The 18,008-nt window shown below is 25.5% G+C and carries 17 protein-coding genes, 1 tRNA gene and 1 pseudogene; 1 reads left to right on the plus strand and 18 read right to left on the minus strand.

Annotated features, from left to right (window positions below):
* Positions 1-64: 64 nt before the first annotated feature.
* Positions 65-224: pseudogene (locus IBJ83_RS08600) on the plus strand (helix-turn-helix domain-containing protein); the annotation flags it as partial.
* Positions 225-1,089: 865 nt separating this feature from the next.
* Here the strand turns inward: IBJ83_RS08600 and IBJ83_RS01625 are convergent.
* The 18 genes from IBJ83_RS01625 to IBJ83_RS01710 form a co-directional block, all read right to left on the minus strand.
* Positions 1,090-1,842, minus strand: a complete 753-nt coding sequence (locus IBJ83_RS01625) for an antibiotic ABC transporter permease (protein ID WP_201275081.1) — start codon at positions 1,840-1,842, stop codon at positions 1,090-1,092.
* Complete coding sequence (locus IBJ83_RS01630; protein WP_201275082.1) at positions 1,835-2,731, minus strand: ABC transporter ATP-binding protein; 897 nt, start codon at positions 2,729-2,731, stop codon at positions 1,835-1,837. Before IBJ83_RS01630 ends, IBJ83_RS01625 begins: the two co-directional genes overlap by 8 nt.
* Positions 2,728-2,997, minus strand: coding sequence for a hypothetical protein (locus IBJ83_RS01635; protein ID WP_201275083.1), 270 nt, complete (start codon positions 2,995-2,997; stop codon positions 2,728-2,730). Before IBJ83_RS01635 ends, IBJ83_RS01630 begins: the two co-directional genes overlap by 4 nt.
* On the minus strand, positions 2,985-4,076 hold the full coding sequence (locus tag IBJ83_RS01640; protein WP_201275084.1) for a radical SAM/SPASM domain-containing protein: 1,092 nt from the start codon (positions 4,074-4,076) through the stop codon (positions 2,985-2,987). Before IBJ83_RS01640 ends, IBJ83_RS01635 begins: the two co-directional genes overlap by 13 nt.
* A complete protein-coding gene (locus IBJ83_RS01645) occupies positions 4,063-5,148 on the minus strand; it encodes a radical SAM/SPASM domain-containing protein (protein WP_201275085.1) in 1,086 nt (361 codons plus the stop codon). Before IBJ83_RS01645 ends, IBJ83_RS01640 begins: the two co-directional genes overlap by 14 nt.
* 425 nt (positions 5,149-5,573) lie before the next feature.
* Positions 5,574-6,545 (minus strand): gluconeogenesis factor YvcK family protein, encoded by a 972-nt coding sequence (locus IBJ83_RS01650; RefSeq protein WP_201275086.1) that lies wholly within the window; start codon positions 6,543-6,545, stop codon positions 5,574-5,576.
* Positions 6,539-7,390, minus strand: coding sequence for an RNase adapter RapZ (gene rapZ / locus IBJ83_RS01655; protein WP_068471941.1), 852 nt, complete (start codon positions 7,388-7,390; stop codon positions 6,539-6,541). Before rapZ ends, IBJ83_RS01650 begins: the two co-directional genes overlap by 7 nt.
* A 3-nt stretch (positions 7,391-7,393) precedes the next feature.
* Positions 7,394-8,281, minus strand: a complete 888-nt coding sequence (gene murB / locus IBJ83_RS01660) for a UDP-N-acetylmuramate dehydrogenase (RefSeq protein WP_068471942.1) — start codon at positions 8,279-8,281, stop codon at positions 7,394-7,396.
* 10 nt (positions 8,282-8,291) lie between these two features.
* Positions 8,292-9,224 (minus strand): HPr(Ser) kinase/phosphatase, encoded by a 933-nt coding sequence (gene hprK, locus IBJ83_RS01665; protein WP_201275087.1) that lies wholly within the window; start codon positions 9,222-9,224, stop codon positions 8,292-8,294.
* Position 9,225: 1 nt separating this feature from the next.
* A complete protein-coding gene (gene uvrC, locus IBJ83_RS01670; RefSeq protein ID WP_201275088.1) occupies positions 9,226-11,088 on the minus strand; it encodes an excinuclease ABC subunit UvrC in 1,863 nt (620 codons plus the stop codon).
* Positions 11,073-12,848, minus strand: coding sequence for an aminopeptidase P family protein (locus IBJ83_RS01675; protein WP_201275089.1), 1,776 nt, complete (start codon positions 12,846-12,848; stop codon positions 11,073-11,075). The genes uvrC and IBJ83_RS01675 overlap by 16 nt, the downstream gene beginning before the upstream one ends.
* Before the next feature lie 155 nt (positions 12,849-13,003).
* Positions 13,004-13,318 (minus strand): YerC/YecD family TrpR-related protein, encoded by a 315-nt coding sequence (locus IBJ83_RS01680; RefSeq protein ID WP_201275090.1) that lies wholly within the window; start codon positions 13,316-13,318, stop codon positions 13,004-13,006.
* 89 nt (positions 13,319-13,407) lie between these two features.
* Positions 13,408-13,504 (minus strand) — tRNA-Sec (locus tag IBJ83_RS01685).
* Positions 13,505-13,620: 116 nt separating this feature from the next.
* Positions 13,621-14,106, minus strand: coding sequence for a threonine/serine exporter family protein (locus tag IBJ83_RS01690; RefSeq protein WP_201275091.1), 486 nt, complete (start codon positions 14,104-14,106; stop codon positions 13,621-13,623).
* Between the two features lie 8 nt (positions 14,107-14,114).
* Positions 14,115-14,900 carry a threonine/serine exporter family protein gene (locus IBJ83_RS01695; RefSeq protein WP_201275100.1) on the minus strand — a complete coding sequence of 262 codons (786 nt, stop codon included), beginning with the start codon at positions 14,898-14,900 and terminating at the stop codon, positions 14,115-14,117.
* Positions 14,881-15,663: a hypothetical protein gene (locus IBJ83_RS01700; protein WP_201275092.1), complete on the minus strand. Its 783-nt coding sequence runs from the start codon at positions 15,661-15,663 to the stop codon at positions 14,881-14,883. Before IBJ83_RS01700 ends, IBJ83_RS01695 begins: the two co-directional genes overlap by 20 nt.
* A gap of 86 nt (positions 15,664-15,749) precedes the next feature.
* Positions 15,750-17,081: an APC family permease gene (locus tag IBJ83_RS01705; RefSeq protein ID WP_201275093.1), complete on the minus strand. Its 1,332-nt coding sequence runs from the start codon at positions 17,079-17,081 to the stop codon at positions 15,750-15,752.
* Between the two features lie 14 nt (positions 17,082-17,095).
* Positions 17,096-17,830 carry a gamma-glutamyl-gamma-aminobutyrate hydrolase family protein gene (locus tag IBJ83_RS01710; RefSeq protein ID WP_201275094.1) on the minus strand — a complete coding sequence of 245 codons (735 nt, stop codon included), beginning with the start codon at positions 17,828-17,830 and terminating at the stop codon, positions 17,096-17,098.
* Positions 17,831-18,008: the final 178 nt, after the last annotated feature.

Below are 18,008 nucleotides of genomic sequence, written 5' to 3' on the forward strand. Positions count from 1 at the left end.
AAAAACATCTCAAAGAGGTAAAATAATATTTAAGCTAAAAACTAAATAAAGGAACCCCAATGAGATGTATAATAATTGTAACACAAAACATAAGCATTTAACAATAGATTTAAGAAAATTAATAGAAAAATGGAAAAAAGAAGGAAAAAGTAATAGAGAAATAGCAAGATTACTATGTAAAAATCATCAAACAATAAATAACAAAATAAAAAGAAGCACAGTAATTCAAAGAACAACTTATGAGAAACTAAAAAAAGTATATAAAGTAGAGTTTACTCAAATAATTTATTATAAAAACAAAAGAAATTATGGAAGAAAATCAAAAGTTGATTATATAATTAGAAATAAAGTAACACACTATTTAAAATATAAACACACAGGAGAATTTTTAATACACAAAATATTTTACAGTCTCGTAATTATACTAAAAAACTATTTAATTATAAAACACCTTCGTTGTGAATTTTTTTATATGCTATATTCATAAAAATTAAATTTATAATTAATAATAATATAATATTTAACATTATTATATATATGTTATATGATTTTCCCATTAAAATATTAAAAACTTGTTTAAATAATATAATTCTATTTGCAAATATCAAAATTAAAGAATTGAAAAAAGATACAAATGTTGATATTCTTTCAAAAATTACACATAGATATAAAAATAAATAATAAAAAACATAAAATATAACAATTGCTAATAATACATAAATAATAATATTTTTTATAGAAATTTTATAAAAAAAAATATCATTATAAAAAAATAGCATCGAAATAAAAAAAACACAGCTAGAATTTACAAAAGAAACTATACTTCTTTTAAATATTATTAAAAGGATACTAGTTTTTGATAAAATTAAGTTTAATAAAATTTGAGTCCTTATATCTATTTCTACTTCATAAATCATATCTAATATAACTGATTGAAAAATATACCATGTTCCAATTAAGAATATATTATAAATTGTTAGATTACCACTGTTTTTAAATACAAAAAACAACCCTAATATAAATATAAATTCATTAATTACATTTGCAATAAAATTAGCTTTATAAGATTTGAATTCTATATATTTTCTCCTAAATTCCATATAAATCTCCATTCTTAATACTTTTATTTAAACATTTTGAAAAAAACAAAAATGAAATTAAACTAAAAACCACTAACTGAATTAATAGAATAAAGATTCCAATATAAAAATCAGAATTTTTTGCTAAATTTTCAAATATAATTCTTGCATTAATATATGGAAATAAAAATTTATTTATATAAAAAATATAACCATCATCTATAGTCCTAAATATTCCTCCAAAAAACAATATATAGTAATAAGTTAAAGATATAAAACCACTAAATCTTTTGAAAAATAAAACAAAAGTTGAAAAGAAAATACCTAAAATATAACTATCAATAATCGCCAAAAAAATAACCATTAATTTAATGTGTAGATTATATACTATACTATTATTGAAATTTGCAAAAAAATACAAAAAAGTGAAAATTGGAATAGCTTTAATTATATCAACTAGTAAAGTATTTAAACATCTTAAAATCATTACTTTTAAAATTCCAGTTTTAGATTGAACTATATTTAAAATAGTTCTATCAAAAATTTCTTCTTCAAGTATATATGTTGGATTACTAAGTCCATGTGTAGAAAAATACCAAACTATCAACATGAAAAAAACAACTTCTTTATCATCAGCAAAAAAATATTTTGTAAATATATATGATATAATAAAAATTTGTAAATTTGCAAATATTATGTTAAATTTGTACTTTTTCATTTCTGCTATATTTCTACAAAATTCACTTAAGAATTCCTTAATCATTTGTTATCACCTTAAAAAATATATCCTCAGTATCTAATGGCTCTTTTTTAAAAGAATATATAGAAACATTAGATAAAAGATAATCTAAATCTTTCTTATCATACACAGATATTAAAATTTTTTCTTCATAAAATTCATACTTTACAGTATCTAAATTTTTTAAGATATCAATATATTTTATGTCAATTTCTAGTACTGTCTTTTCCAAATTATTTATTAAAAATAATTCATCTGATTTTCTATCTAAACTTACTTTTCCATTATCTATTAATAATACTCTTGAATTTAGGCTCCTTAAAAAAGATAAATCATGGCTTGTAAAAATTATTGTTTTTTGTTTTTCTTTTGAAATTTTATATAAAAATCTCATAAATAAATTTATTGAAGAAATATCCAATCCGTTAGTAGGCTCATCTAAACAAATAATATCAGGATCTGTCATAAGTGTTATTATTAAAGATAATTTTTGCCTATTTCCTTGCGAAAGTTCACTAACTTTTTTATTTAAATTATCCTTAAACGAAAAATAATCAATATAAAAATCTAATACCTTACTATTATCAGTATTTAATTTTACTCTATTTAGTGACAAAAAATATAAAATATTTTCATTTGAAGTTAAATAATCATAATACCCCTTTCCACTTTCCAAAACAAACTTTGATATTTGTTTAATATATTTATTACGATTATCTATTCCATCAATCATACATGTCCCACTATTTTGAAATAGAATACCACTTATTATTTTTAATAAAGTACTTTTCCCTGAGCCGTTTTTCCCTACTATTGCAACTATCTCACCTTTATCTATATTCAAATTTTGTATATCTAAAACTAAATTTTCATTAAAAATTTTTTTTAAATTCTTTATTTCTATATAATTCATAATAAAACTAAAACTCCTATTTCAAATAGTTTATTCTCTATCAATGAAATATATTTTTTTACTTCGTGAACAGATAAATCATTATATTCTGATAAAAACAGTTCCTCAATATTTTTATAACTATTTTCTAAACCTGTTAAATATATGTAATATGGTTTTGTTAATTCATAAATTTTATTTGTATCTTTAAAAAATACTATAAGAGTTCCATTATCAATATTTGGTTCGAATCTATAAAATATATCATTATTGATTATAATACGCATAAATTACACCTTTCATCATATTCACTGTTATTTATATAGGAATAAGCACAACATCCACCGCCACACTTATTATATATAATACATTTTTTGCATTTTTCATTTTGACTCCATTCTAATCTAGTTAGTCTATTATTAATCTTCCAAATACTTTCAAAATCATCAATAAATATATTTCCGAATTTAAAATCGTCATTATACAAAAATGGACAAGCATATACATTTCCATTAATATCTATTTCGCATTCTGTTTTCCCTGCTGGACAATAAAATCTTTCGACATTTTTCAAATCTTTTGTATATATATAATTTAATGACATTGCATGACAAAACGGTTCAGAACATAACCTAACATTTTTATTTGAAATATATTTTAATATTTTAAAATAAAAATCCAAATTTAAAATATCATTTGAAGAATTATTTTTCGAAATAATTGGAGAAATATTCAATTTTTTTATACCATATTTATCACAAAAATTTATAACATCAAATATATCATATTTGTTTTCTTCTCTTAAAACAAAATTAACTTTTAAATCTATTTTATTTTTTAATATCCCTATAAATTTTATTATTTCACGTAAAGGATCTTTATATTTACTCAATCGTATTTTATCAAAATTATTTATACTATCTATACTTATTTGCATAGAATTTATTTTCTTGTAATTTTCAACTATCTTGTAAAGAATATTTTTTTCAACAACTCCTGTTGTATGAATGTTTAATTTTATATTATTTAAATATAAAAAATCTATCATTTTAAAAATATCTCCATTAAGAAAAGGGTCTCCACCTGTAAGATATACATAAAAAGGTTTTTGTGGTAATTTTTCAAATATTTTTAAGAATTTGTCAAAATTTAATTCATTCAAACCTTTACTTACAAAACAATCTTTACAATTAAAATTACATTTGTTAGTTATCCGAATGCCTAAATTTATTGGAGAGACTGACATTTCAAAGCCACAATCTATAAGCCTATTATATATGTAATAAGCTATATCTATATCATTTTCTTTAGAAGTATTGTAATAATTATACTCTTTTATAAATTTATATTTATCAATTAGCTTCAATTAAACACCTCTTATCTTTAATATTTATGAATGGATATGAATTTATAAAGTCCCCACCTCTACATATATGTAATAACGGGCATCTTGAACAACTTTCATTATATAAATTTCTAAACAAAATTTTTTTCTGAATTATTCTATTATTTTTAATTATCGAATCCAAATCATTTTTATAAATATTTCCTATTTTTAAATCACTACCTTTAACATAATCCATAAAATTAAATATGTTTCCATCAGCATCTATAGTCCAATGTAATATATCAAAGTTTAAAATTTTTTTTGAATAAATATCTTTTTTATCATTTAAAACTAACCCTTCACTTTGAATTTCTAAAGGCAAAAAATAATAAAATTCTAAATCTTTGTTAACATTTAGATTTTCTATAGTTAATATATTACTGTAGTATTTTTTCATAACTTCTAAATTATTTTTTGTATTAAAAAATTTTTCACCTTTCCTTAGAGGATATACATAATTTATAGAAAATTTTCTCACTCCAATTTCTAAAACTTTATTGTAAACGTTTAGCATATCATCGACATTTATTGGAGTAACTGTCATGTGAACTCTTGTATTTATATCATTTTTTATCAACAGTTTTAAATTTTCTATTGCTATATCATATTGAATACAACCTCTTTGCTTATTATATATACTACCGATTCCATCTAAACTAAAATGAACTAAATCAGTATTTCTAATAGTATTTTTTAAGTTTAAAATCTTTTGTAAATCTAATAATACACCATTAGTAAGTATTTCAATTTTAGAAAATTCATTAGCAGAATATTCAATTATAGAAAAAATATCTTTTCTTATAAATGGCTCTCCTCCAGAAATAGCAAACATATATGGTTTTAAACAAGATATCTTTTTAATAGCTTTTATAATTTCTTTATATTCAAAAAATTTTTTTGACTTTCCAGCCCAACAATGATTACATTTTTGATTACAAGCTTCTGTAACTTTGAATCCGATGTATATTGGATTAACATAAAAATTTTGATTATCTATAAATTTAAAATCATAATAATTTTGAAATACATTCATCCAATCAATATTTTTCATAAATACTCCTCAAAGATAAAAACGCTATCAGCGTTTTTATCTCAATTACTAATGACCATGTGCTTTTGAACCTGTTCCACTATTGCCACCATGATTCCACTCTTGAATATTAACTTCTTTTACAGTAAGATCCATGTTAAGTAACCTCCTTATTATAGTTTTAAAATATAAAAAATTTATATTTACACGATTATTATATCAAAATATATTAATTAAGTCAATTAAATATATTGATTTTTAGCAATATATTATTTATATAAAAAAAGATAATACTTCAACTTTTTTAACCAAAATATTGAAATAAATGCAATTTCGTATTTTTCACACAAAAAATATTACTAAAATAATTCAAAAGCATCTTAAAGAATTCCTTTCTTCTTTTAAAATTCAACATTCCATTGAATCATAAAATATATATTGTAAAATTAAAAATTTTCTAAAATCAATCTTGCAAGTTTATCTTCATTATGTCTTGAGTAACCAGAAGTTTTACTTACTAACTTTTCTTCTAAGACTCTTATTTTTAATTTTTTTAAATATTCTCTTTCTTCATCAGTTAGTAACAACTGACTTGCACTTTTTCTTTTGTATTTTATATTTATTTCATCAGAAATTTTTTCGTTATTTACAATTATGGTGTCAATCTTAATTCCCTCACAATGCTTATAAATTGCATTTAAATGGTCAATGACTTTGTAATTGAATGTTTCTGTTGATTGATTAACAACATTTAAAACAAAGCATATTTTTGCCTTTGTATTAACTAACGCATCACCTATTTCAGAAATTAATAAATTAGGAATTACAGAGGTGTATAAACTTCCTGGACCTATTAAAATTACATCTGAATTATAAATTTCATATACAACTTCATTAAGTGGTTTTGCAAATTTTGGAGAAATAAAAACTCTATCAATTCTACTGCTGTTTTCATCTTTTAAACTCAAAGCAGTAATATTACTTTCACCCTCAATGACTTCTCCATTTTCAAGCTCTGCAAATAATTTAATATTATCCAAAGTAACCGGTAAAACTTTCCCCGTTATTGCTAAAATATTTGAAGTTTCTTCTATTCCCAAGACAAAATCTTTGTATATATCAGCCATTGCAACTAAAAATAAATTTCCAAAATTTTGTCCTTTTAAATTTCCCTCTTTAAATCTATAATTCATCAATCTTTCCATAGATTTTTCTGTATTTGCAAGAGAAATTAAACAAGCTCTAATATCTCCGGGAGGAATAACACCTAAATCTTCTCTTAACATTCCTGAGCTTCCTCCATCATCAGCAACAGTTACAATCGCAGTAATATCTTTAAAATATTTTTTTAACCCTTTTAGTATAGTCGAACTTCCTGTCCCACCACCAATTGTTGTTATTTTAATATCTTCTACCATAGTCTTTCGTCCCTATGAGAAATATTTACATTTGAATGAGATTTTTTTAATTCTATAAATAATTTTTCAGCTAAGCAAACAGAACGATGCTTTCCACCAGTACAACCAACTCCAATAGTAAGCATACTCTTTCCCTCTGCCTTATATTTTGGAATTAAAAATTCTAACAAATCTACAATTTTATTTAAAAAAGCATTTGAATCTTCAAAACTCATAACATAATTTTGTATTTCTTCATTTTTTCCGTTAAGCACTTTTAATTCTTCAATATAATACGGATTAGGCAAAAATCTAACGTCAAAAACTAAATCTGCCTCTACTAAAATTCCGTTTTTAAAACCGAAAGATTCAATATTTATAACTAAATCTCTCTTATTTCCATTAAAGAAAAATGAATTCAATCTATTTTTAAAACCCGTTGGAGAAAGTCTTGTCGTATCTATAATAATGTCCGACTTATCTTTTATATCATTAAGCATTTCTCTTTCCAATTCTATTGAATCAGATAAAGAGCCATTCGGATTTATCGGGTGTGGACGTCTTAACTCCTTATATCTATTTATAAGAGTTCTATTACTTGAATCTAAAAACAAAACTTTAAGTTCACAATCCATCTTTTTTAAATTTTGAATTGTTTCTGATAAATCTTCAAAAAATCTCGCTCTAACATCTATAACTATCGCAAGTTTTTCAATTGTTTTTGTGGAATTATTTATAAGTTCAACAAAGTCAACAATAAATTTTGGTGGCAAATTTTCCATACAATAATATCCCATATCTTCAAAATGATTAAGGGCTAATGTCTTTCCTGCACCACTCATTCCTGTAATTATAACTGCTTCCATAATCTAATCCTTTAAAATTTTTACTTCCATTTCCAACTTAACGCCAAATTTTTCAAAAACTATATTTTTTACATGGTCGATAAGTTCTAAAATTTCTTTACAACTTGCATTTCCTTTATTAACTACAAAACCGGAATGTTTTTCGGAAACCCAAGCGTCATTTATATGATAACCTTTAAGCCCTGAATCTTCTATTAACTTTGATGCAAAATGTCCTTCAGGTCTTTTAAATGTACTACCGGCTGAGCCGAAATTCAAAGGTTGTTTTGAATTTCTTTTTTCTCTTAAATCCTCATAAATTGTTTTTATTTCTTCTTTATTTCCTTTTTGCAATTTTAATTTTATTGCCAATACTATATAATTTTTATTTTGAATTATACTATTTCTATAAGAAAATTCAAGTTCTTCATTTTTTAATTCTTTGACTTCGAAAGTATCCATATCCAAAACTTCAACAGTTTCAACTATGTCTTTCATCTCTCCACCATAAGCACCGGCATTCATATAAATAGCTCCACCTATGGTTCCTGGAATTCCTGAGGCAAATTCAAATCCAGCTAAAGAATTTTCTAATATTACATCAAAAACCTCTGAAAGCTTTGCGCCGGATTTTGCTATTACATACTCCCCTTCAACTTTGATTGTTGAAAATTCTTTCTTTAATTTTATTATAACTCCATTGTATCCTTCATCTGAAACCAGTAAATTTGACCCATTACCTATTACAAAAAATTTAATATTATTTTCTCTACAAATTTTTATAGCCTCAATTATATCTTCAACTTCTCTTGGCTCTATCAAAGCAATACAACTTCCACCAATTCCAAATGTCGTGTGATTTTTTAAAGGCTCATCGTATCTTACAATACAATTTAATTTATCAAATATCATATCTACCTACCTACTTTGTTTTATTTTTTATTTCTTCCATTATTCTCTTGCTAAGTTCCTCAGCTGCATTATAACCATACATTTTTTGACGCATATTTCTAGCTGCAACTTCAACAATCAAAGCAATATTTCTACCAGGTTTTACCGGAATTACAATATAAGGAAGTTCCATTCCCAATATAGTTTTATATTTATCATCAAGACCTAGTCTATCATATTCTTTATCATCTTTCCAATTTTCAAGCTCGATTATAAAATCTATTTCAGTAGATTTCTTTATTGCACCGACACCATATAGTCTTTGAATATCCAATATTCCAAGACCTCTTATCTCTAAAAAATGTCGAATATTTTCAGGAGATTCTCCATAAAGTTTATTATCTATCTTTCTAATATCAACGGCATCATCGGCAACAAGTCTATGTCCACGACCAATAAGTTCTAAAGCCGTTTCACTCTTTCCTATACTACTTTTTCCAAGTATCAAAATACCCATACCGAAAACTTCAAGTAATCCACCATGTATTCTAATCTCTTCGCTAAGTTCATATTCTAAAATAGCATTCATTTTAGAAATTAATTTTGTAGTACCATAGTCAACTCTCAAAATCGTCCTATTATGTTTTTTAGCCAGAGAATAAACTTCATAAGGAACAGATATTCCATAGCTATAAATTAAAGCGGGAATTTCATAAGTAAAAATTTTATCAAAAATATTTCTTCTCTCATCAAAAGGCAAATATTTATTATAGTATTCATGTTCCGGTTGACCAATTATTTGAATTCTCTTATACGGAAAATTATCAAAAAAACCACAAAGTTGAAGTCCCGGTCTATTTACTTCATTAAAATCAATTTCTATATTTTCATAATTTTCACTTTTATAAACAATCTCAAGTCCAAGTTTTTCAACTAAGTCTTTTAGCAGAACACTTTTTTTCATATTATCCCTCACTATTAAAAAAATCAAAAATATTTTTAGCCGTCTTTTTATCCATTTTATCAACCATAGCAAGTTCATCTAAACTAGCTTTTTTTATCGCTGAAATACTTCCAAAATGTGATAATAATTTAATTTTCTTTATTTCTCCAACACCTTTTATCTCATCAAGTATAGAATTTTGTAATTTTTTATTTTGCAAACTTCTATGATAATTTATAGCAAATCTATGTACCTCTTCTTGAATGTCAAAAAGAAATCTATATATATTTGTATTTATATCCAATTCAATGTAATTATCTTCAAAAATTATACCCTTAGTCCTATGCTTATCGTTTTTCACAAGTCCAATAACCGGAATGTTCAAGTTTTTCTCCAAAAGAACCTCTTTTGCAACATTAACATGACCTTTCCCGCCGTCCATAAGAATTAAGTCCGGAGTTTCTGAAAAACTGCTACCTGTTGAATTAATTTTTTCATCTAAAAGCCTATTAAATCTTCTTGTAAGCATTTCTCTATGACTTGAATAATCATCTTGCCCTACAACAGTTTTTATCTTAAATTTTCTATAATCTTTTGAGCTTTTAAAACCATTTTTATAGACAACCATACTTCCAACATTAAAATCTCCGGAAATATTTGAAATATCATAACATTCAATCCTGTTTAAAATTTCAATATCTAAAATATTTTTAAGATAATTTATTGCTTGTAAATATTTAACATTAATGCTCTTATTATCAAAAATATGTTTTGTTAAAATTTCGCTTGCATTCTTTTTCAAAATTTTCATTTGGTCAAATTTTACACCTTTTTTAGGATTTTTAACCAAAACAGAATTTTTAGAAAATACATTTGATAAGAATGATGAAATTTCATCTAAAAATCTCTCTTCTGCATAGTCTATATAAACCTCTTTAACATTACTATGATGATTTATATAGAATTGTCTTATTACATTTGAAAATAATTCTTCAAAATCCAAGTCCAAAATGTTTTCTACAATAAAATGTTTTCTATCAACAACAAGACCATCATTTACAACAAAAATAGCAACTGTTAAAATATTCTCAGCATAAGCATAAGAAATCAAATGATATTCTTTAAATTTTTTTATATTAAAAATTTGTTTTGTAAACAAGTCATCTAATTCATTCAAAAAATCTCTATATTTCATAGCAAGTTCATATTCTTGCTTTGCAGATGCTTGTTTCATTCTATTAAATAAAACTTCTTTAACTTCAGTTGTATCCCCTGAAAGAAATTTTATTAATTTTTTTATATCTTTATTATAATTTTCTCTATCTATATTTTGAGTACAAGGTGCAGAACATCTCTCCAAGTAATAACTCATACATGGTCTTTGTAAAAATCTTCCCTTGTCAAAATTCAATTTACAATCTCTAACATTATAAATTAATATAGATAATTCCACTAATTTTTCCAAGTCTGAAATTGTAGGAAAAGGCCCAAAATATTGAGCCTTATCATTTTTTACATCCCTAACTTTTAAAATTTTAGGAAATTTTTCATTTGTAATTTTTATATAAGGATATTGCTTATCGTCCTTTAAATTTATATTGTACTTAGGTCTATTCTTCTTAATTAAGTTAGCCTCTAAAACCAAACTTTCAGTTTCATTATTAACGATAATATATTCAAATCTATGAATATGCTCTACCATAGCTTGAACTTTTTTATGTTTATGATTCGTATTGAAATATGACCTAACCCTATTCTTTAAAGAAACAGATTTGCCAACATAGATAATCTTATCTTCCTTATCATACATTATATAAACTCCCGGAGAGTCCGGTAGCTTTTTCAATTCATAATTTATATCAAATTTTCTTAAATTTCCTTGCATTGTTCTCTTAAATATTCTAAATCATGTCCACTTAAATATGGAGATAATTTTTCGTAACACATCTTATTATAGTCATTCAACCAAACAATTTCTTCTTTAGTTAATAATGACTTATCAACCGGTCTTGTGTCAATAGGTACAACTGTAAGATTATCAAATTTTAAGAATTGACCGAATTCAGTCATTTCATCTTTAACACAAACCATAATATTTTCAATTCTAATTCCATGACTACCACTAATATAGATTCCAGGTTCATCAGAAGTTACCATTCCAACTTCCATTGGATAATCATTTCCACCTGTAGCTATTCTTTGTGGACCTTCATGAACATTTAAAACATGACCAACCCCATGTCCTGTTCCATGGTTAAAGTTAATTCTGTTTTTCCATAGATTATATCTAGTGAAAGCATCTAAGTAACCGCCATTTGTTCCTTCTAAGAACTTAGCGTCCATTAAAGCAATATGCGCCTTTAAAACTAATGTATAGTGGTAAATTTCTTCTTCTTTTAATTCTCCAAGAGCAATAGTTCTGGTGATATCAGTCGTTCCATCTAAATAATGTCCACCACTATCAATTAAGTATAAACCTCTTGGCTCAACTTTTACAGGATTTTCATGGCTTGGTTTATAATGTGGCATTGATGCATTTGCCCCATAAGCTGAAATTGATTCAAAACTGTCTTCTATGAATAAGTCTTGTTGCTTTCTGAATTCTAATAATTTTTCAGAAGCAATCATTTCAGTTATAGTTCCTGTAGGAACCCCAGTTTCTAACCAATTGAAATATTTAACTAAAGCAACACCATCTTTGATGAAAGCATTTTTAGTATTTTTTATTTCAATTTCATTTTTGTGAGATTTCATTATTGAAGTAAGATTTAGACCCTTAACAACATTTATGCCTCTAGGGATTGATGAATAAACAGCAACATTTGTTTTTCTAGCTTCTAAATATAAAGTTTTCTTTGATTCTATATTTGAAATATCTCTACTGATAAGTTCATAATCTCTAATTGTAATTTGATTTTCTTCCAAATATTTTATAACATCTTCTGATAATTTTGCTTTATCAATATATAAATTACAATTATTTTCAGAAACTAATAAATAAGAAATGACAACAGGATTGCATTGAACATCGTTTGCTCTAATATTTAAAACATAAGCAATATCGTCTAAAGAACCAATAAAATGATAATCTATTCCTTTATCTTTCATCATTCCTCTAAGTCTTGCAATTCTATCAGAAGTTGATTCTCCAGAATATTTTTCATCAAAAATATAAACTTTACTATCTGGACTTGCTGGACGACCTTCTTCATTCCAAAGTTCTCCAACATAATCAACATCAGTTATAAATTCAAAATTAGGTAACTTTTTCATCAAATTTTCATATTCTGCAACAGAAGTATTATTACCATCAAAAGCAACCTTTGCCCTATTAGGAAATTCTTGTAATAAAAATTCTTCAATAGTAATTGAATCTGCAAGCCCCATTTTATAAAGTTCAACTTCACTTCCTGCTAATTCTTTTCCTGCTTGAATAAAATATCTACCATCAGTCCATAAGCCAGATTTTTTTGTAGTAATAACAGCAGTACCTGCTGAACCACTAAAACCAGTAATGAATTGTCTAGTTTTGTAATAATCTGCTAAATATTCAGATTGGTGTGGGTCTGAACTAGGAACAATATACGCATCTATATTTTTCTTGTCCATCAACTTTCTCAATTTTCTTATTCTTTCATTAATCATAACAATACCCCCTTAAAAATTTAATTTTAACAATTATATTATAGCATTGTAAATTTAATATTTCAATAAATTTTCAAACAATAATAAAAATCTTTTCCTAAGCAAAAAAATAGATACCATTTCAAAAGAAATGGTATCTATTTTTTCAAATTTAATTATTTCTTATTTTTTAAATCTTTAGATATTAAAGCATCAAGAACTAATTCATAGCCTTCTGCTCCAAATTGTAATGATCTATTTACTCTACTAATTGTAGCAGTTGATGCTCCTGTTTCAAGTTCAATTTCATTGTAAGTTTTTCTAATTTTTAAAAGTTTAGCTACTTCTAATCTTTGAGAAATAGAATTTAACTCACGTAAAGTACAAACATCTTCAAAGAAAGCATAACAATCATCTTTAGTCTTTAACATTAAAATTGCTTCAAAAAACTCATCTAATTGTCTTGATTGTAATTTTTTTAAATTTGACATAACATACCTCCATTTATTTAATAATATTTTAACATTATTATACTTCATTATAAAACAATAGTCAAGTATTAAACTATTTTATAAAAGATTGGCGGGAATATGTGGGAATCGAACCCACCTAAGAAGCTACAAACTCCTTACGCTGGTTTTGAAGACCAGAGAGCACACCAGAACTCATCTACTCCCATAAAACAACATTATGTATTATACATTATTTTTTGAAAAAAATCAACATTTTTATGAAAATTTTTAATAAATAAGTTCTAGCCACCAATCAAATGTGCTTAAATTAAGTAATTTACCTATTTTTCACCTAATTCTCCAATTATTTCTGTTATTTCATTAATTTTATTAACCCTATCAAACTTAACTCGCTTAATTGACTTAGAAAACACAGAAGAAATTAAAACACCGATTGCTATTGAACATGCATGAACCACTGTATTAATTCCACTGTCTAAAGCAAATAAATATTCATTTTTAGCAAAATACTCCATCGTTTTATACATTCCATATCCAGGAACCAACATTACAATTCCTATGTATAAAAATACCGTAGAAGGCATTTTTAATTTTACAGAAAAATATTCAGCAAAAAGCCCAACAACAACTGATGCAATTAAGTTACTAACTGCATTTCCAAAATATTTACTAGATAGATAATAAACTATCCAACTAATTGTTCCAATAACTGTACAATAAGGAATTGACTTTTTAGGAACAATAAAAAATACAGAAAATGCAACACTGGATACAACCGCACATAATACATTTAAAAACAAATCCATAAAATCACCTATCCAAAAATTCTAAGCATCAAAACTACACCTATCGCAATAGAAACTGCTGTAAATATTGCAGACATTATTCCTATTACACCTGACAAAATATCCCCTGATAAAATATCCCTCATAGAATTAGTTATCTGTATTCCGGGAAACAGTGGAATAATTCCTGCAATTATAATACTTGATACATTTTGTATATGAATAATCCTAGACATAGTCATTGTAAAAAGTGTAACTGTACTTGCAGATAAAAAAATTGTCAAAAAAGATGGTAATTTTAATTTTTCAACATAAGTCAAAAATGACATTTCAACTAACATTGCTAATGATGCAGGAATAAAATCACCTAAAGTTCCACCAAATATAAATGCCAAAAATGGTGCTGATATTGTAACTAATAAAATTATAGTTAAATTATTATAGGAATTTTTATTTTTTATATTTTTTAATTCTTTAAATGCTCCATCAATATCAACATTTCCTGAAACTATATTTCTTGATAATTCATTTAGCAATGCTATCTTTTCTAAATTTTTCCCCGAATCATTTACTCTTCTCATAGTTGTATAATTAGTACCATTATACACAAATGAAATTATCACCATATTACTTAAAGCAAAAGTATTAACTGCCTTTATGTTTTCAAAAGACTTACAAATTCTATTTATACTATCCTCTACCCTATAAACTTCAGCTCCATTGTAAAGCAAAGAATATGAAAATTTAATACTAAAATTTAATAATTTTTTTGCCTCAATATCACTGCTTATAGAATTATTCTTCATCATATTCATCTTCAATACGTTCTTCCATTTCTTTTAAATATTTTTTTCTTGAACGAACAACATAAAATATTGATAAAAACAAAATTCCCGGAACAATTAAAAGTACTGGATTTTTAAATAAATTAGCTATAACTTCCATTCTCTCTTTATAATCTTTTTCAGATTTTTCATTAAATGCCTCTAATCTATTTTTCTTTTCTTCTTCAGTTAATTCATCATAATTTTTCTTAAAATCATCTTTAGGCTTTGCAGTCTTATTAGCCTCTAAACGCTTATTTTTTTCCATTTCAGTAAGATTAGGGACATACTCTCCCTTATTTATCATATTTTGAAATAATTTAACTTCAGAATTTTCCGGGTCTTTATCATTTGCAAGATACAAAGTTTCATAATTTCCTGAAGTTGCCTTAAAAATCCAAGTTAAATCTAAAGTATTATCTTTTTTTAGAATTCCTACAAAATAATCTCCCTTTACAGGTGTTAAAACACTATAACTATATTCTTTAAATTTAGGAACTTCTATTTCTTTTAAATTTTCTCCTAAAAATATTGTAGTAATCTTTACTTTAAATTTATCATTAGAATCATCAACAATATTACCTATAAAAAATGTTCTATAATTCATATCGTAAATTCTATTGGCTCTATCAAAATTATCATCTGCAAAAGAAATTTTAGAAGTAAAAGAAAAACTAAAAATAAAAATAATAGATAAAACAAAAACTTTTTTTAATTTACTTATATTAAAAATATTAAAAAATTTATTATTCATAAAATCACCTCTAAGTATATTTTACCATAAACTTCTAATAAAAAATAGAGAAGAAATAATTTCTTCTCTATAAATTTTAATTTTCACTAATTAGCATTTTCTTTATTTACTAATTTCATTAAGAAATAAACAACTACTCCAATCGCTAATCCACCAAGACCTATAATAATCTTTTGCATATCTGATTTATATAATAACCAGAAACTTACAACAACTGCAAAAATTGGAATTATTGGACCAAATGGAACTCTAAATGATGGTTGTAAGTCAGGACGTTTCTTTCTTAAAACAATTACTGATAAACAAGTTGGTACATATTGTGCAAATCTTGAAACTACACTGATAGCTGCTAAGATTGCAAATGAACCAATTAATGAACCATATAATCCTAATGCTAAAGTAATAACCCCTGTAATTATGATAGCAAGGTATGGAACATCTTTTGAATTTTTCTTAGCAATAACTCTTGGAATTAATCCGTCATTTGCTAAAGCAGCACCACTTCTTGGAGTTCCTATTGATGCAGCAATATTAATACCACCAATTGATACTAAAGTACCTGCTCCAACTAAGAATTTACCTGCATTACCAATTATTTTTTGGAAAGCATCTTGAACAGGAGCTTTAGAAACAGCTAAATCAGTTCCCAATATACCAATAGCTATACCAATAATTGCGATATAGAATATTGAACATAATAAAATTACTAATAGAATTGATTTAGGAACATCTCTTTCAGGATTTTCCATATCTTCAGCAGCAACAGCAATATTTTCAAAACCGGTAAATGCATAGAAAATTGTAAGCGCTGCAGCACCGATAGCCGCTCCAGATGACATAACTGAACCATCTTTTAATTTACCAGGAGTAAAGAATGGAGTAAAGTTTGAACCATTTATAAAGAACAAACCAACGGCGATAAAAATAATAAGTGGTAATAACTTTCCAGTTGTTACAATATTATTTACAATTTTTGTAGCTTTAATACCTGATAGATTAAGTACAGTAAGTAAAACAACTATAATTGTTACAATTATTGCTTTAACTAAATTTGGATTTGAAAAAGTATCTTTTGGTAATAATCCCATTAACGCTTCAGCAAAACCAACTGTCATTGTTGCCCAAGCAATAATAGCGATAGCCCACTTCATAAATCCTACTTCAAAGCCTATAAATTCTCCGAATGCTTCCTTAGCGTAAACATAAGGTCCTCCATTTTTCTTGAACATCCCACCAGCTTCGGCAAAACACATTGCTATACTAATAACCAAAATTGCATCAAAAACTGTTACCAAAAGTGCGGAAGGACCAACTAATGCCATTACTTTGTTAGGTAATAAAAATATACCTGAACCAATAATAGAGTTAAATCCTAATAGAATTATACTTAATAATCCCATCTTATTTTTATTTGTCATAAAAATTACACCTCCTATTTTTTACATTCTATAACTTTTTTTACAAATGCATTGAAAATTGCTTGAGATTTTTCGTTGCTTGCAGACAACATTTCAGGGTGCCATTGAACACCTATTACAAAACTATCTTCTGTAATTTTTTCAATAGATTCTATAACCCCATCAGAACTCTTTGCAACGACTTTAAATCCAGGAGCAACATCTTTTAATATTTGATGATGAAAACTATTTACCTTATATTTTTCACCTAGAATATTTTTTAAGAAAGTTCCCTCTTCAAGCTCTACAAAATGAGTAGCTTGTGTAGGATTATCTACTTGATCATGTTTAATCTTAACAAAATCAGCATAAGATAAATCTTGATATAAAGTTCCTCCGTTAATCACATTAATTATTTGATATCCTCTACAAATACCAAAAATCGGTTTCTTTAACTCAATAGCAGTCTTATAAAGTTCCATATCAAAAACATCTCTTTCCGGAAAAAGTTCTCCAATTTTTAACATAGGGTCTTCTCCGTAGTAATAAGGGTTTACATCATGTCCTCCAGACAAAATAATCCCATCAACTTTTTCTACCATTTCTCTTGTAGCCTCTAAATCTTCATTGAATGGTATAATAAAAGGAATAGCACCAGCTCTTAATACAGCTTCAACATAGTCTTGATTAACATAAGACCTTCTATATCCAGAAAAGGCATTACCTTTATTAATTAAAATACTCCCTGAAATTCCAATAACTGGTTTCATAAAATACCTCCTAAAATAGTGTCTTGACAATTATATCATCAAAAACAAAAAAAATCAATATAAAAATAACTTTAATTCATAAATTAATGTATTAAATTTTCTTACTAAATTGCAAGAATAAATTAGCCACATAAAAATAATTCTCTAGGCGTTTTGTAATTGAATATTTTTTTAGGAT

The organism is Parvimonas parva (assembly GCF_016552165.1).
Classification (GTDB): domain Bacteria; phylum Bacillota; class Clostridia; order Tissierellales; family Peptoniphilaceae; genus Parvimonas; species Parvimonas parva.

Coding starts and splice junctions, on each gene's coding strand:
- IBJ83_RS01625 (WP_201275081.1), bottom strand. CDS start 1,842: ATGATTAAGGAATTCTTAAGTGAATTTTGTAGAAATATAGCAGAAATG.
- IBJ83_RS01630 (WP_201275082.1), bottom strand. CDS start 2,731: ATGAATTATATAGAAATAAAGAATTTAAAAAAAATTTTTAATGAAAAT.
- IBJ83_RS01635 (WP_201275083.1), bottom strand. CDS start 2,997: ATGCGTATTATAATCAATAATGATATATTTTATAGATTCGAACCAAAT.
- IBJ83_RS01645 (WP_201275085.1), bottom strand. CDS start 5,148: ATGAAAAATATTGATTGGATGAATGTATTTCAAAATTATTATGATTTT.
- IBJ83_RS01650 (WP_201275086.1), bottom strand. CDS start 6,545: ATGGTAGAAGATATTAAAATAACAACAATTGGTGGTGGGACAGGAAGT.
- rapZ (WP_068471941.1), bottom strand. CDS start 7,390: ATGGAAGCAGTTATAATTACAGGAATGAGTGGTGCAGGAAAGACATTA.
- murB (WP_068471942.1), bottom strand. CDS start 8,281: ATGATATTTGATAAATTAAATTGTATTGTAAGATACGATGAGCCTTTA.
- hprK (WP_201275087.1), bottom strand. CDS start 9,224: ATGAAAAAAAGTGTTCTGCTAAAAGACTTAGTTGAAAAACTTGGACTT.
- uvrC (WP_201275088.1), bottom strand. CDS start 11,088: ATGCAAGGAAATTTAAGAAAATTTGATATAAATTATGAATTGAAAAAG.
- IBJ83_RS01675 (WP_201275089.1), bottom strand. CDS start 12,848: ATGATTAATGAAAGAATAAGAAAATTGAGAAAGTTGATGGACAAGAAA.
- IBJ83_RS01680 (WP_201275090.1), bottom strand. CDS start 13,318: ATGTCAAATTTAAAAAAATTACAATCAAGACAATTAGATGAGTTTTTT.
- IBJ83_RS01690 (WP_201275091.1), bottom strand. CDS start 14,106: ATGGATTTGTTTTTAAATGTATTATGTGCGGTTGTATCCAGTGTTGCA.
- IBJ83_RS01695 (WP_201275100.1), bottom strand. CDS start 14,900: ATGAATATGATGAAGAATAATTCTATAAGCAGTGATATTGAGGCAAAA.
- IBJ83_RS01700 (WP_201275092.1), bottom strand. CDS start 15,663: ATGAATAATAAATTTTTTAATATTTTTAATATAAGTAAATTAAAAAAA.
- IBJ83_RS01705 (WP_201275093.1), bottom strand. CDS start 17,081: ATGACAAATAAAAATAAGATGGGATTATTAAGTATAATTCTATTAGGA.
- IBJ83_RS01710 (WP_201275094.1), bottom strand. CDS start 17,830: ATGAAACCAGTTATTGGAATTTCAGGGAGTATTTTAATTAATAAAGGT.